This is a genomic window from Exiguobacterium sp. s43 (genome assembly GCF_018617255.1).
GTDB lineage: Bacteria > Bacillota > Bacilli > Exiguobacteriales > Exiguobacteriaceae > Exiguobacterium > Exiguobacterium profundum.
Genome location: NZ_JACSJT010000001.1, coordinates 1542756 through 1567146 on the forward strand (window position 1 = coordinate 1542756; position 24391 = coordinate 1567146).

23 protein-coding genes are annotated in these 24391 nt (G+C 48.5%); all 23 read right to left on the reverse strand.

Features of this window, described 5'->3' with window-relative positions; all coding sequences use genetic code 11:
* Nucleotides 1-19 precede the first annotated feature (19 nt).
* The 23 genes from KNO79_RS07910 to flhA all read right to left on the reverse strand — a co-directional run bounded on the left by KNO79_RS07910 (nucleotide 20) and on the right by flhA (nucleotide 24387).
* Nucleotides 20-316 (reverse strand): YlxQ family RNA-binding protein, encoded by a 297-nt coding sequence (locus KNO79_RS07910; protein WP_015881428.1) that lies wholly within the window; start codon nucleotides 314-316, stop codon nucleotides 20-22.
* Nucleotides 313-588: an RNase P modulator RnpM gene (rnpM, locus tag KNO79_RS07915; RefSeq protein WP_193343251.1), complete on the reverse strand. Its 276-nt coding sequence runs from the start codon at nucleotides 586-588 to the stop codon at nucleotides 313-315. The genes KNO79_RS07910 and rnpM overlap by 4 nt, the downstream gene beginning before the upstream one ends.
* Complete coding sequence (gene nusA, locus KNO79_RS07920) at nucleotides 585-1748, reverse strand: transcription termination factor NusA (protein WP_074037219.1); 1164 nt, start codon at nucleotides 1746-1748, stop codon at nucleotides 585-587. The genes rnpM and nusA overlap by 4 nt, the downstream gene beginning before the upstream one ends.
* Before the next feature lie 14 nt (nucleotides 1749-1762).
* Nucleotides 1763-2233: a ribosome maturation factor RimP gene (rimP, locus tag KNO79_RS07925; protein WP_015881425.1), complete on the reverse strand. Its 471-nt coding sequence runs from the start codon at nucleotides 2231-2233 to the stop codon at nucleotides 1763-1765.
* Between the two features lie 119 nt (nucleotides 2234-2352).
* Nucleotides 2353-6645: a PolC-type DNA polymerase III gene (locus KNO79_RS07930; RefSeq protein ID WP_214691051.1), complete on the reverse strand. Its 4293-nt coding sequence runs from the start codon at nucleotides 6643-6645 to the stop codon at nucleotides 2353-2355.
* A 70-nt stretch (nucleotides 6646-6715) separates the two neighbouring features.
* Nucleotides 6716-8416: a proline--tRNA ligase gene (locus KNO79_RS07935; protein ID WP_214691278.1), complete on the reverse strand. Its 1701-nt coding sequence runs from the start codon at nucleotides 8414-8416 to the stop codon at nucleotides 6716-6718.
* 32 nt (nucleotides 8417-8448) lie between these two features.
* Entirely contained in the window at nucleotides 8449-9699 is a 1251-nt protein-coding gene (rseP, locus tag KNO79_RS07940) for an RIP metalloprotease RseP (protein WP_214691052.1), read from the reverse strand.
* 3 nt (nucleotides 9700-9702) lie between these two features.
* Complete coding sequence (dxr, locus tag KNO79_RS07945) at nucleotides 9703-10860, reverse strand: 1-deoxy-D-xylulose-5-phosphate reductoisomerase (RefSeq protein WP_159562102.1); 1158 nt, start codon at nucleotides 10858-10860, stop codon at nucleotides 9703-9705.
* Nucleotides 10861-10874: 14 nt separating this feature from the next.
* Complete coding sequence (locus KNO79_RS07950) at nucleotides 10875-11672, reverse strand: phosphatidate cytidylyltransferase (RefSeq protein ID WP_159562101.1); 798 nt, start codon at nucleotides 11670-11672, stop codon at nucleotides 10875-10877.
* A gap of 1 nt (nucleotide 11673) precedes the next feature.
* Nucleotides 11674-12411 carry an undecaprenyl pyrophosphate synthase gene (locus tag KNO79_RS07955; protein WP_159562100.1) on the reverse strand — a complete coding sequence of 246 codons (738 nt, stop codon included), beginning with the start codon at nucleotides 12409-12411 and terminating at the stop codon, nucleotides 11674-11676.
* Nucleotides 12412-12495: 84 nt separating this feature from the next.
* On the reverse strand, nucleotides 12496-13056 hold the full coding sequence (frr, locus tag KNO79_RS07960; protein WP_031421698.1) for a ribosome recycling factor: 561 nt from the start codon (nucleotides 13054-13056) through the stop codon (nucleotides 12496-12498).
* Entirely contained in the window at nucleotides 13053-13778 is a 726-nt protein-coding gene (pyrH, locus tag KNO79_RS07965) for a UMP kinase (RefSeq protein ID WP_015881417.1), read from the reverse strand. The genes frr and pyrH overlap by 4 nt, the downstream gene beginning before the upstream one ends.
* Before the next feature lie 110 nt (nucleotides 13779-13888).
* On the reverse strand, nucleotides 13889-14770 hold the full coding sequence (gene tsf, locus KNO79_RS07970; RefSeq protein ID WP_078146717.1) for a translation elongation factor Ts: 882 nt from the start codon (nucleotides 14768-14770) through the stop codon (nucleotides 13889-13891).
* A gap of 117 nt (nucleotides 14771-14887) precedes the next feature.
* A complete protein-coding gene (gene rpsB / locus KNO79_RS07975) occupies nucleotides 14888-15628 on the reverse strand; it encodes a 30S ribosomal protein S2 (RefSeq protein ID WP_015881415.1) in 741 nt (246 codons plus the stop codon).
* 152 nt (nucleotides 15629-15780) lie between these two features.
* On the reverse strand, nucleotides 15781-16173 hold the full coding sequence (locus KNO79_RS07980) for a hypothetical protein (RefSeq protein WP_074037229.1): 393 nt from the start codon (nucleotides 16171-16173) through the stop codon (nucleotides 15781-15783).
* A gap of 12 nt (nucleotides 16174-16185) precedes the next feature.
* Nucleotides 16186-16956, reverse strand: coding sequence for a FliA/WhiG family RNA polymerase sigma factor (locus KNO79_RS07985; RefSeq protein WP_159562099.1), 771 nt, complete (start codon nucleotides 16954-16956; stop codon nucleotides 16186-16188).
* A gap of 12 nt (nucleotides 16957-16968) precedes the next feature.
* Nucleotides 16969-17454 (reverse strand): chemotaxis protein CheD, encoded by a 486-nt coding sequence (locus KNO79_RS07990; protein WP_031421691.1) that lies wholly within the window; start codon nucleotides 17452-17454, stop codon nucleotides 16969-16971.
* Nucleotides 17447-18046, reverse strand: coding sequence for a chemotaxis protein CheC (locus KNO79_RS07995; RefSeq protein WP_015881411.1), 600 nt, complete (start codon nucleotides 18044-18046; stop codon nucleotides 17447-17449). Before KNO79_RS07995 ends, KNO79_RS07990 begins: the two co-directional genes overlap by 8 nt.
* The gene (locus KNO79_RS08000; RefSeq protein ID WP_015881410.1) at nucleotides 18036-18467 is read right to left on the reverse strand and encodes a chemotaxis protein CheW; all 432 of its coding nucleotides are present in this window, start codon (nucleotides 18465-18467) and stop codon (nucleotides 18036-18038) included. Before KNO79_RS08000 ends, KNO79_RS07995 begins: the two co-directional genes overlap by 11 nt.
* A 12-nt stretch (nucleotides 18468-18479) precedes the next feature.
* Complete coding sequence (locus KNO79_RS08005; protein ID WP_159562098.1) at nucleotides 18480-20471, reverse strand: chemotaxis protein CheA; 1992 nt, start codon at nucleotides 20469-20471, stop codon at nucleotides 18480-18482.
* Nucleotides 20472-20490: 19 nt separating this feature from the next.
* The gene (locus KNO79_RS08010; protein WP_015881408.1) at nucleotides 20491-21330 is read right to left on the reverse strand and encodes a MinD/ParA family protein; all 840 of its coding nucleotides are present in this window, start codon (nucleotides 21328-21330) and stop codon (nucleotides 20491-20493) included.
* A complete protein-coding gene (locus tag KNO79_RS08015) occupies nucleotides 21309-22364 on the reverse strand; it encodes a flagellar biosynthesis protein FlhF (protein ID WP_214691053.1) in 1056 nt (351 codons plus the stop codon). Before KNO79_RS08015 ends, KNO79_RS08010 begins: the two co-directional genes overlap by 22 nt.
* A 1-nt stretch (nucleotide 22365) precedes the next feature.
* The gene (flhA, locus tag KNO79_RS08020) at nucleotides 22366-24387 is read right to left on the reverse strand and encodes a flagellar biosynthesis protein FlhA (protein WP_159562096.1); all 2022 of its coding nucleotides are present in this window, start codon (nucleotides 24385-24387) and stop codon (nucleotides 22366-22368) included.
* Nucleotides 24388-24391 lie beyond the last annotated feature (4 nt).

A 24391-nucleotide genomic window follows, 5' to 3' on the forward strand; every position in this document is an offset into this window, starting at 1 on the left:
CATCCACCTCCGTTAATAGTTAAGAGAGAAGTTGCTTAAGCTTGTTCGCAAATCCGGATTCTGTCACCGATACGACGACACGCATGTCTTTACCGAGTGCAGCCCCGATTGTATAGCGATCGCTCACTTCAATCAATGGCACTTGATAAGACGCACATTTGTCAGTGACTCGTTTTTTCGTCGAGGCACCTGCATCTCCGGCTAGAATGACGAGCTTGGCACGACCCGCTCGTACATCCTTTAATACAAACTCTTCTCCCATCGTTACTTTCCTCGCTCGAGCAGCAAGGCCTAACAATGATTCCCACTGGCTCATGATTCGCCACCTGCGACAGCTTTCAACTGTTCATACAAGTCGTCGCTCGTCTTTACTTTCAAGTGATGGTCGAGCGTCCGTTTTTTCTCTGCTTGACGGACGACTTCGATATCTTTTGATAAGTATGCGCCACGACCGTTCACTTTACCCGTCTGATCGATGACCACGTCACCTTCAGGCGTACGAACGACACGAATCAATTCTTTTTTCGGGAGCATTTCTTGTGTGACCACACACTTACGCAAAGGAAGTTTCTTTTGCTTCATGGTCATTCCTCTTCTTTCACCGCAGTCGTTTCAACTGTAGCATCTGATAAGTCTTGTTCTACTTCATTTTGAACAATTTCTGGTTCTGATTCAACTTTTTCAGCGAACGTATCGAACAAATCAAGTGCTTCGGCATCCGTTTCACTCTTGATATCGATTTTCCATCCTGTCAATTTCGCAGCGAGACGGGCGTTTTGACCACGTTTCCCGATCGCGAGTGACAATTGATAGTCCGGTACGACGACTGTCGTCGATTTTGCTGGCTCGTTGACATATACCGCAACGACCTGAGCCGGGCTGAGTGCGTTACGAACGAACTCTTTCGGGTCTTCAGACCAACGGACGATATCAATTTTCTCGCCGTTCAATTCGTCGACGATCGTTTGAACACGTTGTCCTTTCGGTCCGACACAAGCGCCGACTGGGTCGACGATATCCGAATGTACAGCTATTTTCGAACGGTCACCCGCTTCGCGTGATACTGACATCACGTCCACTGTTCCGTTTGAAATCTCTGGAACTTCGAGTTCGAACAAACGGCGCAAAAGTCCCGGATGCGTACGCGAAACTTGAATCGCTGCACCTGAACCTTTCGTCGTTGAATCTACTTTTGTCACGTATACTTTGATGCGATCATGAATTTGGTATGACTCGTTCGGCATCTGTTCATTCGGTGTCAATACAGCTTCAATGTTGTTTTCGAGACCGATATAAAGGTTGCGTGGGTCAAAACGCTCCACGATCCCTGTCATGATTTCATCTTCTTTGTCAGCGAAGTGGTTGTAGATGCGTTCGCGTTCCGCTTCACGCATCTTCTGTGTGACGACTTGTTTTGCCGTCATCGCCGCGACACGTCCGAAATCACTCGGTGTGACTTCTTCTTTATGGAAATCGCCGAGCTCATAGTTCGGATCGATTTCATGTGCTTCTTCGAGTGAGAGCTGTTGGTCCGGTTGCGTGAGGCGCTCTACGACTTCTAACAAAGCGTAGACACGGATATCCCCCGTCACCTGATCAAACTCGACTTTCACGTGCTCGTTCGGGTTCGCCACGTTGCGGCGATACGCAGAAATGAGCGCTTGTTCGAGTGCATCGATAATGATATTTTTGTCGATTCCTTTTTCTTTGGCAATCTGATCGATTGTAGTGAGTAATTGTGGACCCATCTTCTTCCCTCTCCTTAACTAAACGTGACCGCTAAGCGGGCTTGTGCAATTTTGTCAACCGGTAGCGATACCGCTTTTTTTCTTGTCTTGATGCGTGTCTCGATCACGACCGTTTCCCCATCATATGCCGTCAAAATTCCTTCAAACTCTTTGGCACCATCGATCGGAGCGAACGTTTTCATGTAGACATTTTTGCCTACCGCACGTTCAAAATCGCTCGGCTTTTTCAGCGGACGCTCCGCACCAGGACTCGAGACATCAAGATAATAAGCCTGTTCAATCGGATCGGTTTCGTTTAGTTTTTCCGAGAGCTGTTCATTGATATTGACGCAATCGTCCAAATCGACGCCCCCCGGCTTATCGATATAGACGCGCAAGAACCAGTCTGGACCTTCCTTAACAAATTCCACATCGACCAATTCCATGTTTTCTCGTTCTACGATCGGCAACGCAATCGATTCAACGACTTCTGTTATTTTGGACACTCTCATCCCTCCTTCTGGCTTTTACATACAAGAAAGGAGTAGGGTTCCCTACTCCTTTCCGTCGTAGTATCCAACTTTGTTCGATACTAATATATCATATTTTCCCGATAAATCGCAACTTACACCCCAAAATCAAAGAATGAGAGTTGGTTCTCATCAGGCAGACCTTCGAGACATTTCATCGTATCGAGTGTCTCGATGACCGTTTTCGAAAGTTTCGCACGTTTCCGCAAATCTTCTTTCGAAAGGAACTGTCCTTCTTCCCTTGCTTCGACAATCGCTTTTGCCGCATTCGTTCCCAGTCCATCGACCGCGTTGAAAGGTGGAATCAGCGTATTGTCTTCAATCAAGAACTCTGTCGCACTCGACCGATACAAGTCGATGTTTTGGAACTTCATTCCCCGCTCGAGCATTTCGAGCGCAAGTTCGAGGACCGTGTGTAGCCCTTTATCCTTCGCTGTCGCATCGAACCCTTTTTCTCGAATATCCGACATCGCCTTACGAACGGCCTGGGGACCTTTGATCATCGCGGATAAGTCAAAATCTCCCGCTCGAACGGTAAAGTACGTCGCGTAGTACAGAATCGGATGATGTACTTTAAAGTATGCAATCCGGACCGCCATTAACACGTAGGCAGTCGCGTGTGCTTTCGGGAACATGTACTTGATTTTCTTACAAGACGAGATATACCATTCCGGCACGTCATTCTCTCGCATCTCGGACTCCATCTCTTCCGTAAGCCCTTTCCCTTTCCGGACGGATTCCATGATTTTAAAGGCGAATGACGGTTCGAGGCCCGCGTAAATCAGATAGACCATGATGTCATCTCGACAACCAATCACATCCTTCAGTTCGCACGTCCCGTTATAAATCAATTCGTTCGCGTTCCCGAGCCAGACGTCTGTTCCGTGGGATAGACCGGAAATTTGAACGAGCTCCGAGAACGTCGAAGGTTTTGTCTCTTCAAGCATCTGACGAACGAATTTCGTCCCGAATTCTGGAATCCCGAGCGTCCCGGTTTTCGATTCAATCTGTTCTGGTGTCACCCCAAGCACTTCTGGTGAAGAAAAAATCTTCATGACTGTCGGGTCATCTGTCGGAATCGTCTTTGGATCGATACCAGACAAATCCTGTAACATCCGGATGACGGTCGGGTCATCATGCCCGAGAATATCAAGTTTCAATAAGTTGTCATGGATGGAGTGGAAGTCGAAGTGAGTCGTCTTCCATTCAGACGAATTGTCATCCGCCGGATATTGAATCGGGGAGATATCCGCGATGTCCATATAGTCCGGTACGACGATGATACCCCCTGGGTGTTGCCCCGTCGTCCTTTTTACACCGGTGACCCCAGAAACGAGACGGTCGACTTCGGCGTTCCGATAAATCTTATCGTTCTCGGTCGCATAGCCTTTCACGTATCCATAAGCCGTTTTGTCGGCAATCGTTCCGATTGTCCCGGCACGATAGACGTATTCTTCTCCGAACAGTACTTTTGTATAGGCGTGGGCATGCGGTTGATATTCACCTGAGAAGTTCAAGTCGATATCCGGTACTTTGTCCCCTTTGAAACCAAGGAATGTCTCGAACGGAATATCATGACCGTCTTTTTTGTACCACGTGCCGCACTCCGGACACTCCTTGTCTGGCAAGTCATACCCCGAACCGACCGATCCATCATTAAAGAAATGTGAGTGCTGACAGTTCGGACAGACGTAGTGAGGCGGTAGCGGGTTGACTTCGGTGATTTCCGTCATCGTTGCGACGAGACTCGACCCGACCGACCCCCGCGAACCGACCAGATATCCATCATCGAGTGATTTTTTAACGAGTTTATGCGAAATCAAATAAATGACGGCGAACCCGTGACCGATAATCGATTTGAGCTCTTTCTCAAGACGCGCCTCCACGATTTCAGGCAACTCGTCTCCATAGATGGAGCGAGCCATGTCGTAGCTCATATTCCGAACCTCATCATCTGCCCCTTCAATTTTAGGTGTGTACAAATCATCCGGGATGATTTGAATCGACTCAATCTGATCGGCGATTGCATTCGGATTCGTGATGACGATTTCACGCGCTAAATCGTCACCTAAAAACTTGAACTCTTCCATCATTTCTTTTGTCGTCCGGAAGTGCGCATGTGGTAATTCCTTACGCGTATTGATGAAGTTTGCCCCACCTTGTGTACGAATCAAGATTTCGCGATAAGACCGGTCCGACCGATCTAGATAGTGCACATTCCCTGTCGCACAAACCGGTAACTCGGCCTTCTCGGCGACACGAATGATGCGCTTAATGATTTCGCGGAGTTCTAATTCATTCGTCACAATCTCTTTATCAATCAAATGGTGGTAGAGTGCCGGGGGATGAATCTCGATAAAGTCATAAAATGACATCATCTTCTCGAGTTCATCATCCGACTTGTTCAAGGCGGCGTCAAAAATCTCCCCGTTATCACAAGCCGAACCAATCAATAATCCTTCTCGCCGTTTCACAAGCTCGGAACGTGGCATGCGTGCCATCCGATACAAGTAATCGATGTGAGATAAGGAGATGAGCTCGTATAAATGACGAAGTCCTGGCTTTTTGTTTTTCGCGTAGATGGTCGCATGGAACGGACGAATCTTCGACACGTCACTGCCGACTTTCGCGTTCAACGAGCGATGTGTCGTCATTTCGAACATCTGCTTAGCGAGATCGAGTAACTTCATGAGCAAATACGCCGTTGCTTCCGCATCGTAAATGGCACGGTGATGTTGTGTCAGTTCGATATCGAATCGCTTCGCGAGTGTATTGAGTCGATGATTCTTCAACGTCGGCATCAGCGTTCGAGCAAGTTCGAGCGTGTCGATGACCGGGTAATCGTCCGGTTCATGCCCACCACTACGGAGTGTCGCCTCGAGGAAGCCCATGTCGAATGACGCGTTATGGGCAACGAGAATGCTGTCGCCACACCACTCGACGAACTGTTTCGTGATCACTTCCGGGTCCGGTTGACCTTGGACCATGTCATCCGTGATCCCTGTCAATTCGATGGTGGTCGCTGACAAGGCATGTTTCGGGTCGGCGAACGCTTCAAACCGGTCAATGATTTCTCCGTCCTTGATTTTAACCCCAGCGAGTTCGATGATTTTATTGTAGACGGCAGAAAGTCCCGTTGTCTCGACGTCGAAGACGACGTATGTCGCATCATCCAATGCCACATCGGTCGCATGATAAGCGACAGGGACACCATCGTTGACGACGTTCGCCTCGACTCCGTATAACACTTTGATATCATTTTTCTTCCCGGCGTAATAGGCTTCCGGGAACGCCTGAACTCCAGCATGGTCGGTAATGGCAATGGCACGGTGTCCCCATTTTGCGGCACGAGCGACGAGCGACGAGACATTTGTGACGGCATCCATTTGGCTCATCTGTGTATGCGCGTGAAGTTCGACGCGTTTCTCACCTTCCCATTCGTCACGTGGTGGTTCTACTTTCACTTCTTGAAGTTGAGATGCCATCATACATAGTTCGCGCATGAACGAATCATCTTCGACCCGACCGGCCGTTTGAATCCACATCCCTTTTTTGACGGCACTAAGCATACGGTCGTCATCGTCATCGCGTGCAAATACCTTCACAATCAATGAGTCTGTGTAATCCGTCATCTTGAACGTGAATAGTTTCTTACCACTCTTCAACTCTTTGCGCTCTGCTGAGAAGACGAGTCCACGAATCGCGACACGTCGTTCTTCCTCGATAATCGTCTTGATTGGGACAATCTCATCTTTAATGAGCGCACCCATCCGGATTTCTGTAATCGGTTCGTCGTTCGTTTCTGTTGCCTTGGCGAATTGGGCAGCCAGTGCCATTTTCGCTTGTTCGATATCTTCTTGAACGACCTGTTCGCGAAGGGCTTGATTTGCCTCAGCGTCTTCCGAAAATTGAGCCTGACACGGTTTTTTTGTGAACCCATAGGCACTATAGAGCGCCTGTACTTCTTGACAGAGCTCTTTGTCCACATAACTCGCCTCAGGTGCGGAACGCACCGGAATCATAAGTTTGTTCTGCTCGAATCGTGGCGAAACGGAGCCGAAATAACTGCGCATCGCGCCAGATACTTGGCTCAACTCGCTGACGATTCGTGGCCAATAGTCGATATAGTCTTGCTCGCTCCCACCCGCTACTGTCGAGAACCGAGCGTACACCTCATCCGCAAACGTTGCATAACGGCTTTCTAGTCGACTCATGAACAATTGATGCACGTCGTATGGCAATACTGCTGGAAATGAAAAATAGAACGTCCACGTCCGTCGCTTCTTATTGACGACGAGTCGTGAGAGTTCGGCCTGATCAAACAGGTCCGTCTCGGTCGTGATCCCAAGGTCACTTAATAATAATTGCATCTTTTGATTTGCTTCCACGGGTCCGTCTTTCCCCCTTTATGCCAATTCGACAAATGAAGGTGACCGCTTCCGCTGTCACCTTCATCCATTAATGAACTTCGCTAAATTTTGAAGCGATGACTTCTTTCAATTCATCGATTGATGTTTCAATCACTTCACCTGTTGCACGTACTTTCACTTCAACGATGCCTTCGCCAGCTTTTTTCCCGACGTTCACGCGAATCGGGAGTCCGATCAAATCTGCATCGGCAAACTTGACGCCCGCACGTTCTTTCCGGTCGTCGAACAAGATATCGTATGTTTGACCGAGCTCTTCATAAAGACGGTTCGCCAACTCGACTTGCGTCTCATCTTTTGCGTTGATTGCAATCAAATGGAGATCGAACGGCGCTACGTTACGTGGCCAAATGATTCCACGGTCGTCGTGATGTTGTTCGACGATGGCTGAAAGTGTGCGTGACACCCCAATGCCGTAGCAACCCATGATGAGTGGTTCGGCACGACCCTCTTCGTTGAGGAATGTCGCACCCATCGCTTCTGAATATCGTGTTCCGAGTTTAAATACTTGTCCCACTTCAATCCCACGAGCAAAACGAACCGGACCGGACTCATCCGGTGCCAAATCGCCTTCGACAACGAAACGTAAATCGTGGTATGTCATCTCGGCAAGGTCGCGCGCAGCATTTACACCCGTGTAGTGTGTGTTCGCCTCGTTAGCACCACAGACAGCATCCACTAAGTATTTGACCGCATAGTCGGCAACGACTTTGACTGGAGCGTTAATCGGTCCGAGTGTACCTGGTGCACAGTTGAACAACTCAACGATTTTCGCTTCTTCTTCAAGTTGAATGTCGAGTCCACCGAGTGCGTTCTTCACTTTGACTTCATTCGCTTCGTGGTCGCCACGAACGATTGCCATGACGGTTTCGCCATCCACGTTAAACAAGACAGATTTGATTGTCGTCTTCGGGTCCACATTCAAGAATGCCGCCACGTCCTCAATCGTACGATTTTCTTCCGTGTTCACTTTTTCGAGGGGACGAACGTCAGCTTGTTGCATCTCATAACGGTCGAGCGTTTCGGCCATCTCGATATTCGCCGCATAGTTCGACGTGTCCGTGTAGACAATTGTATCTTCACCAATATCCGCAAGCGCTTGGAATTCATGCGTGTCTTTCCCGCCGATTGCCCCAGAGTCTGCGACGACCGGACGATACTTCAGTCCTGTACGGTCGAAGATACGTGAGTAGGCATTATACATGTTTGTATATTCTTCATCTAAGTCTTCTTGTGTCGCGTGGAATGAATAGGCGTCTTTCATCAAGAATTCGCGTCCGCGCAGCAATCCAAAACGTGGTCGACGCTCATCACGATACTTCGTTTGAATCTGGTACAAGTTCATCGGAAGTTTTTTATACGAGTTGAGCTCATCTCGGACGATCGATGTAATCAATTCTTCGTGTGTCGCACCGAGTGCGAAGCGACGGTCATGACGGTCCGTCAAGCGCATCAACTCAGGACCGTAAATGCCCCATCGTCCTGTCTCTTCCCAAAGTTCTGCCGGTTGGATGGCAGGCATCAATAGCTCTTGAGCTCCGGCACGATTCATCTCTTCGCGGATGATCGTTTGGATGTTGTGTAACACTTTATGTCCGAGTGGAAGATAAGAATAAATTCCTGCCGCATTTTGACGGATGAATCCTCCACGGACGAGGAGTTGATGGCTGACCGCTTCCGCGTCAGCCGGCACTTCTCTCAATGTAGGCATGAGCAATCTAGATTGTTTCATACAGTTCAACGTTTCCCTTCTCTACAAACAGCTTATTTAAAGAATGATTGAATGTCGTTCCAAGTGACAATCAACATTAAAATCATCAAGAGTGCGAATCCGATAAAGTGGACGAATCCTTCCTTTTTCGGATCGATTGGACGTCCGCGTACCGCTTCGAACAAGAGGAAAATCAAACGTCCTCCGTCTAACGCTGGCAATGGGAGCAAGTTGAAGATGGCAAGGTTGACGGAGAGAAGCGCTGTCCAATTCAACAGCATGATCAAACCGCTCGCCGCTACTTCATCTGTCATCCGTACAATCCCGACCGGACCTGCTAGTTGATCGACACCGACTTGTCCTGTCACCAAATCACCGACCGCAGAGAAAATCAGCGTCGACATCGTCCATGTCGTTTCCGCCCCCGTCGTCACGGCTTTGACCGGTGATCGTTCGAGCGCGTTCGTGACACCAAGAATCCCGACCGTCTCTCCGTTTTGTTCGACTGCTTGTGGTGTAAGGGTGACAGTTGCTTCCTCTCCATCACGGACATACGTGACTTCCGTAGGGGTGTCCGCGCGGTCTTCTAAAGCAGATCGCAAGTCGAGCCAATCGGTAATCGGCTCGCCTTCAATCGAGACGATTTCATCCCCACTCATCAAACCAGCCTCATCAGCGGCTGAATCCGGTTGAACCGTACCGATTTGACCATCGTTCGTTGGGGTTCCTTGAACGAGCCCAACAATAATGAGCAAGATGAACGCCAAGACAAAGTTCATCGCCGGACCGGCTGCGATGGCCAAGACACGCTTCCAAACCGACTGGGCCCCAAACGTTCGATCATACGGTGCAATTTGAATTTCCATCCCTTGGTCGACAAGGAGTGTGTCTCGCTCTAATGAATAGACCCGCACTTCCTCATCGATGAGAAGTTGAACTTTCAACTCATGTGTCGAATCGAACTTATCGACGGTTCCGACGACATGGACATCTTTAGCCGTGTCCGGTTGGAAGTAGACACGATCGACCGTCCCCTGTTCAGTGAGACGAAGTCCGACATGCTGACCCGCTCGGACTTCAATCGGTTCAAAATCTTCTCCGGCCATTTTGACGTAGCCACCGATTGGTAAAAGACGAATGGTATAGAGCGTTTCATTTTTACGGAATGAAACAATTTTTGGACCGAATCCGATTGCAAACTCGTGACAGAGAATGCCTGCCCGTTTCGCCATGACGAGGTGTCCCCATTCGTGTACCGAAATGAGAACGCCAAACATCAAAACGATGGCGATAAAAGTCGTCATGATTTATTCCCCACCTTCAATTCCTTGCTGAATCTGTTGACGTACTGCTCGGTCAACTTCTAGAATTTGTGCGAGCGTCGGCTCGGCAATGACCTCATGTCGAGCCATCGCTTCTTCGACGAGTCGTTCAATCTCTAAAAACGTGATCTGACCGTTCAAGAATAGGTCCACTGCCACTTCATTGGCTGCATTCAAGACGGTCGGCATGGAACCACCGGCTCTTCCTGCTTCGAACGCTAACCGGAGTGCCGGGTAACGATTGAAATCAGCCTCTTCAAAATGCAGCTTTCCGATTTCCTTCAAGTTTAACCGCTTATTCCCCTCGATTTCAAGCCGCTTCGGTCCCGATAGCGCATAAAGGATCGGACCACGCATATCCGGGTTTCCAAGCTGGGCCATCACGGCAGCATCTTTAAATTCGACCATCGAATGAATAATCGATTCACGATGCAAGATGACTTCAATATCATTATAATCGATATCGAACAGCCAGTGTGCCTCGATGACTTCCAAGCCTTTGTTGAACATCGTCGCCGAATCGATTGTGATTTTTGCTCCCATTGACCAGTTCGGATGATTCAGTGCGTCTTCAACAGTCACATCAGCCAGCTCATCACGTGAACGATCACGGAAACTACCGCCTGAAGCCGTTAGAATAATCTTTGATACATCTTCTCTTCGTTCCCCGTTCAAACATTGATAAATCGCGGAGTGTTCACTGTCGACAGGCAATAGGTTGACCCCATGTTCTTTCACGGCCGCTTTGACAAGATGTCCTGCGGTAACGAGTGTTTCCTTGTTGGCGAGTGCAATATCTTTCCCTGCTTGAATCGCCGCAAGCGTCGGTTCGAGTCCAACTGCTCCAACGACTGCCGTCACGACGATGTCAGCCCGTTCTGCCGTCGCACACTCTTTCAGCCCCTCCGGTCCAATAAAATAGAGAGGTTCATATGTAAGACGTGGCTTCAACTGTTCGAGTACTTCGATACTCGTTGCCGACACATATTTTGGTCTAAGTCGATTGATCCATTCCGTGGCGACATCGACGTTCGTTCCGAACGCATACGCCTCAAGTTCAAACAGGTCGGGGTGCTGTTCGATGACGTCACAAGTTTGAACGCCAATCGAACCAGTCCCACCAATTAAGCTAATTCGCTTCATTTCGACACTCCTTTTTAAAGCAGATTAAACACCCAAATGACGGTAAAGACCGCAATCATACTATCAAACCGGTCTAAAATGCCACCATGTCCTGGTAACAGGTGACCCGAATCTTTGACTCCATACTGGCGCTTATAAGCAGACTGCACCAAATCTCCGAGCTGTCCGACTACCGCCACGACAATCGCTAAAATGACGACCTCAATTATCGGCAAGATCGGATCAATCCAGACGAAGATGATACCGAGTACAATCGCAGACACAATGCCCCCAATCGCCCCTTCAATCGTCTTGTTCGGACTAATCGATGGCCATAATTTGGCTTTCCCGAATGCCTTTCCGGTAAAATATGCTCCCGAGTCCGTCGCCCAAATCATAAACAAGATCAGCAACACTTTCGATAGACCGTCCTCAGAGAGCCGGACTAACGCAAAACTAGAGAAACCGACGACCAAATAGACCGCTGAGACGAAGTAAAAACTAGCGTCTTCATACGTGAACCGATTTTTCGTGACCACTGTCCAAAACAGCAACAGCACGAGCCCTAAGACGAGCCATTGTTCAATCGAGAACGGAAGTTCATCCGTGACAACCTGATTCTCAATCAATAATAAGAGGAATGGGAACGCCACGAGGAGCGCTGTCACCAAGAACGGAAACGCCAACAGCTTATGCTGTCGCATCAACGTGAATTCACTCAATCCGATGAGTGCTAAAATCCCCATCAATGAAACAAATGCATTTCCTCCAAGCGCAATTACCGTGATGAAGATGGCTCCTGCCCATAGTCCTGTAATAATACGTGTCTTCATGTTACACCCCACCAAAACGTCGCGTGCGCGCGTTGTATGATTCAATCGCTTCTACAAAATGCTCACGCTTAAATTCCGGCCACAATACTTCTGTGAAATGAAGTTCAGCATATGCGCTTTGCCATAATAAAAAGTTAGAGAGTCGTTGTTCCCCGCTCGTCCGAATAACGAGATCCACGTCTTGAACGTGTGTCATGAGTCGTTCACCAATCATACGGTCATCGATATCGTCTGCCTGAACCAAACCGGACTGAACGTCTCCTGCAATGCTGCGCATCGCTTGAACGAGCTCATCCCGTCCCCCGTAGTTGAGTGCGAAGACAAGATTCAACCCTGTGTTCGCAACGGTCCGTTCTCTCGCCTCGTTAACGGCTTCTCGTGTCTCTCGTGGGAGTTTCGACGTATCTCCCGCAACGAGCACTCGTACATTCTGTTCGTGGAGTTCTTTCAAATCGGTCTCCAAAAACTGTTTCGGTAGTTTCATCAAGAATGAGACTTCCTCTTCCGGACGAGTCCAATTCTCTGTAGAGAACGCATAAAGCGTCAGAGACCGAATCCCGAGTTCTTGTGCTGTTCGTACCGCTTCCCGGATGGACTTCATCCCTTCCCGGTGACCCATGATGCGAGGGAGACCACGTTTTTTGGCCCAGCGTCCATTTCCATCCATAATGATGGCTACGTGCTCAGGAACACTTAACTCCGCCTCGATTTTCGTTTTAGGATTCACCCATTTAAACATTCTGTCATCCTCCTGATTGTATGAAAGAAGGACCCTCTCAGAAAAAGGGTCCCCACACAGCTTTTTGGTATACCACTTCCGTGATTACACTTCCATGATTTCTTTTTCTTTAATTGCTGCAGATTCATCAATCTTCTTGATATACGAATCCGTCAACGTTTGAACGTCATCTGCATATCCGCGGAGATCGTCTTCTGTTAACTCGCCATCTTTCTCGAGTTTCTTCAAGTTTTCATTTGCGTCACGACGAACGTTACGGACAGCAACTTTCGCTTCTTCTGCGTATTTTTTCGTGACTTTAACTAATTCTTTACGACGTTCTTCCGTCAATGCAGGAATCGCCAAACGAATGACCGTACCGTCAGATGATGGAGACAAGCCGAGGTCTGCCTTTTGAATCGCTTTCTCTACTTCAGAAACCATTGACTTATCCCATGGTTGAATCAAAAGTAGGCGCGCTTCTGGTGTATTGATGTTTGCCACTTGATTGAGTGGTGTTGGGACACCATAGTAATCAACTTGGACAGGATCCAAAATCGATGCGCTGGCACGGCCAGTGCGAAGCGTTCCAAAATCACGTTTAAGTGAAGAATGCGCTTTTTCCATTTTTTCTTCAGCTGTTTTCAATACTTCTTTGACACTCATGAATTGACTCCTCCTACTACCGTCCCGATATGTTCCCCGAGAACGACACGTTTAATGTTACCTTCTTCAAGCAATGAGAATACAATCAATGGAATGTGGTTGTCCATACAAAGTGACGTTGCTGTCGAGTCCATGACTTGAAGTCCATCCTTTAAGACGTCAAGATAAGACAACGTATCGTACTTCACTGCCGTCGCGTCCAATTTCGGATCAGCTGAATAGACGCCGTCCACATTGTTTTTACCCATTAAGATGACATCAGCTTCGATTTCAGCCGCACGGAGAGCAGCTGTCGTGTCCGTTGAGAAATATGGGTTTCCTGTGCCGGCCGCAAAGATAACGACGCGTCCTTTTTCAAGATGACGCATTGCGCGACGACGAATGTATGGTTCAGCAACTTGTCGCATTTCAATTGATGTTTGGACGCGCGTTTGGACACCGTACGTTTCAAGGCTATCTTGAAGAGCAAGTGAGTTCAATACAGTTGCGAGCATACCCATGTAATCTGCGTTTGCCCGATCCATCCCGAGTTCACTACCCGTCTTTCCACGCCAAATGTTTCCGGCACCTACAACAACGGCGACTTCTACACCCATCTCGATCAATTCTTTAATTTGACTTGAGATTGAGTTTACAATGTTAGGGTCGATCCCGTAACCTTGATCTCCAGCGAGCGCTTCTCCACTCAATTTTAACACAATTCGTTTATATTTCGGTTCCATAACTTTGCCTCCTCTTGCTTGAAAAAAGGGAACACGCTCCCTTAACGAACTAACTCAAGGTTATACAGACGTGTTCCCATTTTTAGTTGCATCACTGATTGTGACACAGATTATTTTTTAAGTTGGTTCATAACTTCTTCAGCAAAGTTCTCTTCACGTTTCTCCATACCTTCTCCTACTTCGAAGCGTACGAACGAGTTGATTTTTCCGCCTTTTGATTCTACGTACTTACCAACTTTGAAGTCGCTGTCTTTTACGAACGTTTGGTCAACGAGGCAGATTTCCTCGAAGTACTTGTTCATACGACCAGCAATCATCTTCTCAACGATGTTAGCAGGCTTGCCTTCGTTAAGTGCTTGCTCAGTCAAGACTTTCTTCTCGCGGTCGATTTCTTCAGCTGATACTTCATCGCGTGTCGCGTAAAGTGGACGTGCTGCAGCAACGTGCATTGCAACGTCTTTAGCAACTGTTTCGTCAGATGTGCCGTCGATTACAACGACTGACCCGATGCGACCACCCATGTGGAGGTACGTACCGAATACTGCATCGTCAGCTTTTTCAAGAACAGCTACACGACGGAGTGAGATTTTCTCTCCGATTGTCGAAGCTTCTTCTTGAATGTACGTTTCAAGTGTTTTACCTGCTTCGTACTCAGCCGCGAGTGCAGCTTCTGCAGTTGTTGCGCCTGATGCGAGTACTGCTTTTGCTACGTTGTTTACGAGTGTTTGGAACTTCTCGTTCTTCGCAACGAAGTCTGTTTCTGAGTTGATTTCGACGAGCACAGCTTTGTTGCCTTCAACTGCTACTGCTGTCAAACCTTCAGCGGCGATACGATCACCTTTTGCTGCTGCTTTAGCGATTCCTTTTTCGCGAAGGAAGTCGATTGCTGCTTGCATGTCACCGTCTGTTTCAACGAGTGCTTTTTTGCAATCAAGCATTCCTGCTCCTGTTTTTTCACGAAGTTCTTTTACCATTGCTGCTGTAACTGCCATCGGAAATTCCTCCTTGTAAAACTAACGAATTTTAAGAAAAAGCACAGGGCTTTTTGATTACATGTCCTAAAAAAAGGTGATAAAAGGCTTTCCCTTTATCACCTATTGTCTCACTGATTACTCAGCTTCTGTAGCTTCAGCTTCTGTCGCTACAGCTTCTTCAGCAACTTCTTCTTCACCTTGCTTCGCTTCGATGATTGCATCTGCCATCTTAGAAGTGAGCAATTTAACTGCACGAATTGCATCGTCGTTCGCTGGGATTACGTAGTCGATTTCGTCTGGGTCACAGTTTGTGTCGACAATCGCAACGATTGGGATGTTCAATTTGTGAGCTTCCGCGATTGCGATACGCTCTTTACGTGGGTCAACGATGAAGAGGGCGTCAGGCACACCAGGCATATCCTTGATTCCGCCGAGGAACTTCTCAAGACGAGTCATTTCTTTCTTCAAGATGATGACTTCTTTCTTAGGAAGTACTTCGAACGTGCCGTCTTCTTCCATTTTTTCGAGTTGCTTCAAGCGGTTGATACGCTTTTTGATTGTTGAGAAGTTAGTGAGTGTTCCACCCAACCAACGCTCGTTAATGAAGAACATTCCAGAACGGATTGCTTCCTCTTTGATTGTATCTTGAGCTTGTTTTTTCGTACCAACGAAGAGGACGTTTCCGCCTTCTGCCGCGAGTTCACGAACAAAGTTGTAAGCTTCGTCTACTTTTTTGACCGTCTTTTGAAGGTCGATGATGTAGATCCCGTTACGCTCTGTGAAGATGTATTTCGCCATTTTTGGGTTCCAACGGCGTGTTTGGTGACCGAAGTGTACACCAGCTTCAAGCAATTGCTTCATTGAAATTACTGCCATGATAAATTTCCTCCTTGTGGTTTAAAAAAGTCCTCCGCCTCGTTCATTGTTGTATTCCGACCTTTCGGCACCGAGGAATATCATCCCGAGACGTGTGTGATGTGTTTAACACCGAGAATTACTATAGCATATGTCACGAAATCCGGCAACTCTCACTTTTTACGAAGTTTCGCATAAAGCGCAAGCTCGCCCTCGCCTTTTCCGAGGATACGGGCAGCGTCCCGCACGGAATGTCGCAACAAGACATCGTCCACGTCGATTGACGCGGACGGGGTCGTCTCTTCTGTCGCCTCTACGACCGTTTGAACGGACTCATTGACAGGGAGCGATGAAGCTTCTTCCTGTTGAACCACGTTCGAACGTTCAACGGGTTCTTGAACAACGAGGTCGTTCATCGACTCCATGAATGAAAGAAGCAACGTTTCGGTCTCTTGCTTCTCTCGTTCGAGCCGTTCGACTCGTTCCTGAAGCGCTTGGACTTGTCGGTAGCCGAATAAAAAACCGTAAGCAACCAAACAAGCTGTGATCACATATACAATATACACTTGTTCATCTCCTTACGATGTCTTTTCTTCTAAATAGGACCGACCGAGCGCGTGTTTTAATGTCTTCAACGCTTTGGAATGAATTTGCGAAATCCGTGATGTTGACAGTTCGAGCACTTCCCCAATCTCCGTCAACGTCAGTTCGTCAAAGTAAAACAAAGAGACGACGAGTCGTTCTTTTTCGGATAAATGGTCGACTTCTGCTGCCAGCACATCAATCAATTCGCGTTGCAACAACGTATCTTCTGGCTTTTCAGAATCCGGGTCGAAATACGTGACAGACATGACTTTTCCTTCTTCTTGCAACGTCACGGCCTCATCAATCGACAACATATTGGCAAAGTACCCTTCCGCCATCGTTCGTTCGATTTCTGCAATCGGTAAGTCGCATGCCGAAGCTAACTCGCTCTTCGTTGGAGCACGATGTAACGACTGTTCAAGCTGTTCTGCCACCTGATCGATTTTTTTCACTTTTTCTCGAACCGACCGAGGTAACCAATCCACTTTTCGTAAACCGTCGATAATGGCTCCACGAATCCGAAACGCAGCATACGTATCAAATTTATTATTGTGCTCTGGATCATATTTCATAAGGGCATCGTACAATCCCATGTAACCCAAACTTTTCAATTCGTCGCGTTCGACGCTCTTTGGAAGCGTCACGATCATCCGTTGTACGTGGTAGTGGATGAGAAACTCGTAATGTGCTAGTAATTCGTTTGCTGTATCCATATCACGGTCCATATTCCAGCGATCCCACAACTGTGTAAGATGAGTCGTCATGTCGATCCCCCCTTATAGTTCTTTCGTACCCACGCTCACCGTCCGAATCGATAAGACAGATGTTGCGACATCAAACTCGATTGTCCGCCCGTTATGTCCGCCACAATCTTCTGCCACGAGCGGAATACGATGGACTTTTAATGCTTGGCGGATGGCCTCGGCGTTTCGCTCACCGATTCGCATCGCCTCGTTCTCATATTTAAACTGAAACATCTGAGCGCCGCCTGCCATCTTTGCTTGAAGCCGCGTGGCCCCTTCTCGTTTCAATGAATGCACGAGTGTATCAATGGCTGTATCTGCGTATTTTCCTACTTCAATCGTCTGGTTCTTACGAGCAATCGTCGAGTCCGGCAACATGACATGTGCCATCGCTGCCAATTGGAGGCGGGTGTCATATAAAATGACACCCACACATGACCCGAGTCCGGCTGTACGTAACCGATTTGGTGCGGTCGTCTGCTTCCATTCGGCAATGCCGATTTTTAATACATCAGCCATTGCCAAGCAACCGTTCTTGAATCCGTTTGAGCGACCCATGTGTTGGTAGGAACAACACATGTCCTGCACTTACTTTTTGATCAATCATAAATGTCGTGTCGATATAGAGCGCCGCGTCTTCCTCAGGTTGTACAGACGTGACGACAAATTCAACAATCGAACCTGCCATATCGATGGCCGTTGCCGGCACTTGAATCATAATCGGTGTCTGTAACCAGTCACCTAGCGCTCGCGCATAAGCACCGCTCATAATATTCCCGACCTCTTCCCAAGCCGATTGGCCGAGCTCATCAAAAGAATCAAATGAATATGGCATCCCAATCAAGGTCGAAACCATTTGCTCGGCATCTTCCACGGCGAACAAAATGAGGATCATTCCACGAATATCACCATCTAATTCCAACAAGACCGAGGCAACATGTCGTTCCGGACCGCCGACTCGCTCTGGTAAATAGGTGATCGGTTCCATTTCGGCAGAAGACACGGTAATGTTCACCGGTTTCGAAAGCATTGCCGACAAGGCAGTCGCCGCATGTCCAGACCCTATATTTCCCAGTTCCTTTAACAGGTCTTGTTCAAACTCACTCAGCATACTGTTCCTCAAACAACGCATTCGCATCGAGTAAAGAGAAGAGTTTATCTTCTCCTTTTGCGATGGCTGTCAGATGTGCCGAGAGCATATCGCGGCTCGATTCCGGAATCGGTTCGATTCGTACTTCGTCGCTTTCCACGACCTCATTCGCACGGTCGACGATAAATCCGGCATCTCCTTGATTCAACGAGGCGATCAGGATGCGCGTTTCATCCGTTGGTTCGATTTCTTCGTAGCCGAGTCGCAAGCGAAGGTCGATGACCGGCGTGACGACACCACGAAGGTTGATGACCCCTTTCACATGTGACGGTGCGTTCGGCACTCGTGTGATCGGCTGAAGTCGCTCGATTGAACGGACCGACTGTACGTCGATCCCATACGTATTTTCTTCAAGTGAAAAGACTACCCATTTCTGTTCCATCAATATTCCTCCTTAAAAGAGATCGTTACTATCTACGATAAGGGCGACGCGACCGTCACCAAGAATGGTCGCACCAGAGATAGCTGGAATCCCTTCAAGATACGTACCGAGCGGTTTCATGACAATTTCTTGTTGACCGATCAAATCGTTGACGACGACGCCGACGAGTTTGTTGCCTTTTCGAACGACGACGACCGGGAATTGCGACTTCGTCTCTGATTCGATGCCAAACATTTCTTTCATGTAGACGAGTGGGACCAGTTGACCACGGAAGTCGAAGACTCGCTCACGGTGTGCTGTCAAAATGTCCGCTTCATCAAGTAATGTCGTCTCAAGGATCGATGTCAATGGAATCGCATACGATTCCTCTCCCACTTGAACGAGCATCGCCGAGATGATAGAGAGGGTGAGCGGTAAGCTGACCTGGAACTTCGTGCCTTGTCCCCCAACCGTCTCTAGAGAAACGACCCCACCGAGTGACTCGATTTTATTTTTGACGACATCCAGTCCGACACCGCGTCCTGACAAGTCAGTGACCACGTCTGCCGTCGAGAAGCCCGGAGCAAAGATCAGCATCGCCAATTCGTTCTCAGACATCGTCGTCGCTTCTTCATCTGTGATCACGCCGCGCTCCAACGCTTTCGAACGAACCTTGTCGACGTTAATGCCGGCACCATCGTCCTCGATTTCAATGAAGACTCGGTTTCCGCCGTGATACGCACGGAGTGCAAGCATGCCCTGCTCCGGTTTTCCGGCTTGAAGACGTACTTCCGGACGTTCGATGCCGTGATCGATGGCGTTACGGATCAAGTGGACGAGCGGATCGCCAATTTCATCGATGACCGTGCGATCGAGTTCTGTTTCAGCACCTGAAATGTCCAACTGGACTTTTTTATGAATCTCTTTTGCGACCGAACGCACCATTCGTGGGAAGCGATTGAACACTTGTTCGATTGGCATCATCCGGAGGGTCAAGACGAGTGATTGTAACTCGTTCGTTCCCCGCTTGATTTTTTCGACCGTTTCATTCAATTCTGGTTGACCGACTTCGTCCGCCAGGCGCTCAAGGCGTCCACGGTCGATAATGAACTCTTCAAACAAGTTCATCAGACGATCAATTCGTTCTAAGTTGACGCGAATCGTTTTTGCTTGTGCTTGAGCGGCTACTTGCTCTTTCGTATCTTTCGCTTCTTCCTTGTCCGAGGTAGCTTGAACGACAGGTTCAGGTGCAATCGTCTCCGCTGTCACAGCGACTTCTGGCTCACTGACCGCTGTTTCTGTAAACGCATTGACTTCGACGCGCTCCACTTCCGATACTTGAGCGATGGCATGTTCAATCACTTCTGCCGTCTCTTGTGACAAGAATAAGACGTCGAACGACAAGTCAAATTGCTCTTGTTCGATTTCTTCTGTCTCCGGATGTGTGCTGACGACCTCACCTAGTTCTTGAAGGCGATCGAATACCATATACGCACGGGCCGCTTTCAAGACGACCGCGTCAGACAGTTTGACTGTGATTTGATACGCCTCAAAGCCTGTCTGTTTGGCTTGCTCGATGACCGAGTTCGTATATAAATCAATCTCAAACGTGCTCGTCTCTGAAGTTTTTTCGACTGCGACTTCTTTCCCACCGATGAAGGATTGGAATGCGGCGACCGTTTCTGATACATCCACGTTCGCGCCTTGTCCTCCGCTTTCGATGTCCGCAATCATGTCTTCCATCTGTTCCATGGCGATGAACATCGTATCCAACAAGAGTTGGTTACTTTCCTTTTTGCCGCCACGGACGAGGTCGAGCGCGCTCTCCATCTCATGTGTCAAGTTGGCAACGCGTTCGTACCCCATCGTCGAAGACATCCCTTTTAGCGTGTGTGCCGACCGGAAGATCTCCTGTACAACATCCGCCCCACCCGATTGTTCTAATTTAAGTAACTGTGTGTTGATCGATTGGATATGTTCTTGGGATTCATCTAAAAACAACCCTAAGTATTCATTCACGTCCATCTCATTTGCCTCCCTGTCGTTATACTCGGTTCCACTGTTTTCGTAAGTTCCCCATCAAACGGTCCATCAAGTGACGTGGTTTCGGAGGCGTACCCGTAAGCGTTGTCAAAATTCGTTCGAGGCGCCAGCTAATATCACTCTTTCGGTTGTATTGATAAAACGGGACTTGGGCGATGACTGCCTTTCTGACAGATGAGTCGTCTGGTAGAAAGCCGAGGAATCGAATCGTCTTATTTAAAAACTGTTTACATGCGACTTCCATCCGTTCGAAACATTGAAGGGCTTCCTCACCGGACTGGGCTCGGTTGACGATGACGCCAAGCGGTAAGTCCGGGTACTGATGGTGCACCAGTTTCGTATATGCATAACCGTCCATTAGCGAGGTAGGTTCTGGAGTCAAAATCAAGAACATCTCATCGCAACCCGCGATGAATTGGAGTGAGGTGTCCGTCGCTCCAGCCCCCATATCGAACAGGACATAATCATATTCGGTCAATACTTCGAGTTCTCGCATGAGAAATTGCATGTCATCATCTGAGAGATGGACGAGTTGGTCCTGCCCACTCCCTCCATGTAATATATCGACACCATATACATTTTTCTGAACAGCTGCAGCCAATGGAATACGAGCTTTGACGGTCTCGATCATCGTTCTGGACTTCATGGCATTCATCAAGATGTGCACATTGGCCATTCCGATGTCGAAGTCGACAATCAACACTCGTTTTCCGAGTTCAGCTAGGGCGATGGCCGTGTTTACACAGACGTTCGTCTTTCCGACCCCACCTTTCCCACTCGCAAAGGCGATTGTCGTCGGATGGGCATCATTGATTGCTCTTAAACGCCTTGCTTGGTCCATCTTGCCCACCCTTCTTTCTCAAACAGTCGTTTCGTCAGTGCGTCCGCATTCCCCCGAATCAGATCGTCCGGCACTTCTTGGCCGTCTGTCATCCAGGCGACCGGAAGACCGCTCTTTTTCACCATGCGGTACATCGCGTGGATATCACTTGTCTCGTCCGCCTTCGTAAAAATGAGTGAGCTAAGAGGCAATGATTCGAATTGCGAATAGATCATATCCATGTCCTTCGTTTTGGATGTCAAACTCAAAACGAGCGAAAGGCTTGTTTCAGTGAAGTCGTGATGTTCATGAAACTGTTCGACGTAAGCCGGATCGCGGAAATTTCGTCCCGCCGTGTCGATTAGCACGATGTCTTTACGAGCAAACAATTGCTTGGCACGCTTGAAGTCATGAAAGTCATATGCCACTTCCACCGGAATACTCATGATTTCAGCATACGTCTTCAGCTGTTCGATGGCAGCGATTCGATACGTGTCGGTCGTGATCAATCCGACCGTTTTGCCTTCCGTCAGTTTGAAGTGCGCCGCAAGTTTGGCGAGCGTGGTCGTCTTGCCGACACCCGTCGGTCCAACGACCATAACATATCGTCTAGCTTCAGGCGGTTCAATGAACGACGATTTGACTTGTTCGTACACGAAACGTTCAGCTTCTTCTACAGATTTTGTCGTGTAGTACAGTTCGTTCAGCGTTTCCTCCCACGACTCATCCGCAAAGGATTCAGTCGAGAGCAGCGATTCGACGTGTTGCAACGAGGCGTGTAGTCTCGGTCCCGCTCCTCCGATCACACGTGGTGGCGTCTGCGTCACGACTGGTGGTGTTGGTGCTGTCCGAACAGGGACAGGCTGTCGTGGCTTTGTGACGACTTGCTCTTTTTCGAGGGCTGCGATGACCTCCACTTGCTTTGACGCAAAGAGACCGAACCATCCTGTCTTCACTTGTCGTGAGTTGAGGATGACCGCTTCGTCTCCGAGCTCTTGCTTCACTTTCGCCATCGCATCAGCCATGGTCTTCGCCGTAAACTTTTTAATCTGCATGTTAAATCACCCCAATACTTTTCACTTCGACAGAACTGAGTAATTCGTTATAAGCCAATACCGGCACATCTGGATAATACCGTTCGAGTAATTGACGAACGAACAGACGAATCGTTGGGGAACATAAAATCACAGCCGATGCCCCATATCGTTCAAACATCGACAGTTGTTCGCCAGTGCGCTCGATAATCTCTCGAGCTTGCTCTGGGTCGAGCGCCAAATAGTTCCCGAACTCCGTTTTCTGAACCGCGTCTTGCACCGTCTGTTCCGTCTGTCCGCCGAGTGTCACGACGTAAAGCGGACCTTCAGGTGGTTTGACTTGATCGGTCAATTGACGGGACAAGCCTTGACGGCAATACTCTCCTAAGATTTCCGCGTCTTTCGTCACTTTTCCGTAGTCTGCCATCGTCTCGAACAGAAGCGGCAAGTTTCGAATGGAAACACTTTCTTGGAGTAAGTGGCGTAACACTTTCTGAATTTCGCCAATCGAGAGGACTGACGGCGTCACGTCCTCGACGAGAACCGGATGCGTCTCTTTCAGGTGCTCGACGAGTTGTTTCGTCTCTTCCCGACCGAGTAAATCTGCCGCATGTTTCTTCAACGTCTCGGTCAAGTGAGTCGCGACAACAGAAGGCGGATCAACGACGGTATACCCGCTCATTTCTGCCCGAGTTCGTGTTTCTTCATCAATCCAAAGGGCAGGAAGACCGAATGCTGGTTCCGTTGTTTCAATTCCATATACCTCAGGGTCTTCGATGCCCGGGCTCATCGCCAAGTAATGATCCAGCAATAGCTCTCCCTCTGCAACGACGTTCCCTTTGACTTTGATTCGGTACGCGTTCGGTGATAACTGCAAGTGATCGCGAATCCGGACCGTCGGTAAGATGAAGCCAAGCTCGAGTGCGAGTTGACGACGAATCATGACAACGCGGTCTAACAAGTCACCGCCTTGAGACTCATCTGCAAGCGGAATCAAGCCATATCCGAATTCAAATTCAATCGAGTCAATCTGCAACAGCGAGACGACTGATTCTGTCGGCGCTGTCGATGGTTCCTCTTCGAGCATCGGCTCTTCCGTTGCCTGACGGATATTTCGACGCATCGTGTAGGCGCCGAAGAATGCCGTTCCGGCAATGATCATCGTCACAGGAAGTAGGGGCGGTGATACAAAACCAAGCATGAAGACAATCGACCCGGCGATATAAAGGAGTGATGGGTTTTGACCGAGCTGGTCGATTACGTCTTCCCCTAAGTTTCCATCCGAGACGGCACGGGTCACGATGATCCCGGTCGCGGTCGAAATCAAAAGTGCTGGGATTTGACTAACCAAGCCATCCCCGATTGTCATGAGTGAGAACGTTTGAAACGCTTCTCCAACTGGTAATCCCATTTGAACGACACCGATGATAATCCCGAAGATCAAGTTGATCGTAACGATGATAATACCAGCGATGGCATCTCCTTTAACGAACTTCGATGCCCCGTCCATTGATCCATAGAAGTCCGCCTCGCTTTGAATTTTACGGCGACGCATCTGGGCTTCTTTGTCGTCAATTAAACCAGAGTTCAAATCGGCGTCGATGGCCATCTGTTTCCCTGGCATCGCATCGAGTGTGAAGCGAGCAGACACTTCCGATACACGCTCTGCTCCTTTCGTGATGACGACGAATTGAATGATGACAAGAATCAGAAAGACGACAAATCCGACAAGGACATTTCCGCCGATGACGAAATCACCGAACGTCGCAATGACTTCCCCACCATAACCGTTCGATAGAATCGAACGGGTCGTCGATACGTTCAAACCAAGACGAAACAACGTCACAATCAATAAGAGAGAAGGGAATACGGAGAAGTCGAGTGCTTCCCGGGCATTCATCGCCACAAGTAGAATCATGATGGCGATCAAAATATTTACGATGATTAAAAAGTCTAATAAAAACCCCGGTAGCGGGATGATCAGCATGATGACAATCATCAACACACCAATCAAAATTGCAAAGTCTTTCGCTTTTACTGCCAACACA

Bases quoted from the DNA above. Each gene is read 5' to 3' on its own strand.
- tsf (WP_078146717.1), bottom strand. From the start codon at position 14,770: ATGGCAGTTACAGCAGCAATGGTAAAAGAACTTCGTGAAAAAACAGGA.
- KNO79_RS08005 (WP_159562098.1), bottom strand. From the start codon at position 20,471: ATGGACGTGAATGAATACTTAGGGTTGTTTTTAGATGAATCCCAAGAA.
- frr (WP_031421698.1), bottom strand. From the start codon at position 13,056: ATGAGTGTCAAAGAAGTATTGAAAACAGCTGAAGAAAAAATGGAAAAA.
- KNO79_RS08000 (WP_015881410.1), bottom strand. From the start codon at position 18,467: ATGGAACAGAAATGGGTAGTCTTTTCACTTGAAGAAAATACGTATGGG.
- KNO79_RS07910 (WP_015881428.1), bottom strand. From the start codon at position 316: ATGAGCCAGTGGGAATCATTGTTAGGCCTTGCTGCTCGAGCGAGGAAA.
- KNO79_RS07985 (WP_159562099.1), bottom strand. From the start codon at position 16,956: ATGACGACTCATCTTACACAGTTGTGGGATCGCTGGAATATGGACCGT.
- dxr (WP_159562102.1), bottom strand. From the start codon at position 10,860: ATGAAGCGAATTAGCTTAATTGGTGGGACTGGTTCGATTGGCGTTCAA.
- rnpM (WP_193343251.1), bottom strand. From the start codon at position 588: ATGACCATGAAGCAAAAGAAACTTCCTTTGCGTAAGTGTGTGGTCACA.
- KNO79_RS07990 (WP_031421691.1), bottom strand. From the start codon at position 17,454: ATGGCTGATGTATTAAAAATCGGCATTGCCGAATGGAAGCAGACGACC.
- KNO79_RS07955 (WP_159562100.1), bottom strand. From the start codon at position 12,411: ATGTTTAAATGGGTGAATCCTAAAACGAAAATCGAGGCGGAGTTAAGT.
- KNO79_RS07995 (WP_015881411.1), bottom strand. From the start codon at position 18,046: ATGCTGAGTGAGTTTGAACAAGACCTGTTAAAGGAACTGGGAAATATA.
- KNO79_RS07935 (WP_214691278.1), bottom strand. From the start codon at position 8,416: ATGAAACAATCTAGATTGCTCATGCCTACATTGAGAGAAGTGCCGGCT.
- KNO79_RS08015 (WP_214691053.1), bottom strand. From the start codon at position 22,364: ATGCAGATTAAAAAGTTTACGGCGAAGACCATGGCTGATGCGATGGCG.
- nusA (WP_074037219.1), bottom strand. From the start codon at position 1,748: ATGGGTCCACAATTACTCACTACAATCGATCAGATTGCCAAAGAAAAA.
- KNO79_RS07950 (WP_159562101.1), bottom strand. From the start codon at position 11,672: ATGAAGACACGTATTATTACAGGACTATGGGCAGGAGCCATCTTCATC.
- KNO79_RS08010 (WP_015881408.1), bottom strand. From the start codon at position 21,330: ATGGACCAAGCAAGGCGTTTAAGAGCAATCAATGATGCCCATCCGACG.
- pyrH (WP_015881417.1), bottom strand. From the start codon at position 13,778: ATGGAACCGAAATATAAACGAATTGTGTTAAAATTGAGTGGAGAAGCG.
- rpsB (WP_015881415.1), bottom strand. From the start codon at position 15,628: ATGGCAGTAATTTCAATGAAGCAATTGCTTGAAGCTGGTGTACACTTC.
- rseP (WP_214691052.1), bottom strand. From the start codon at position 9,699: ATGACGACTTTTATCGCCATCGTTTTGATGTTTGGCGTTCTCATTTCG.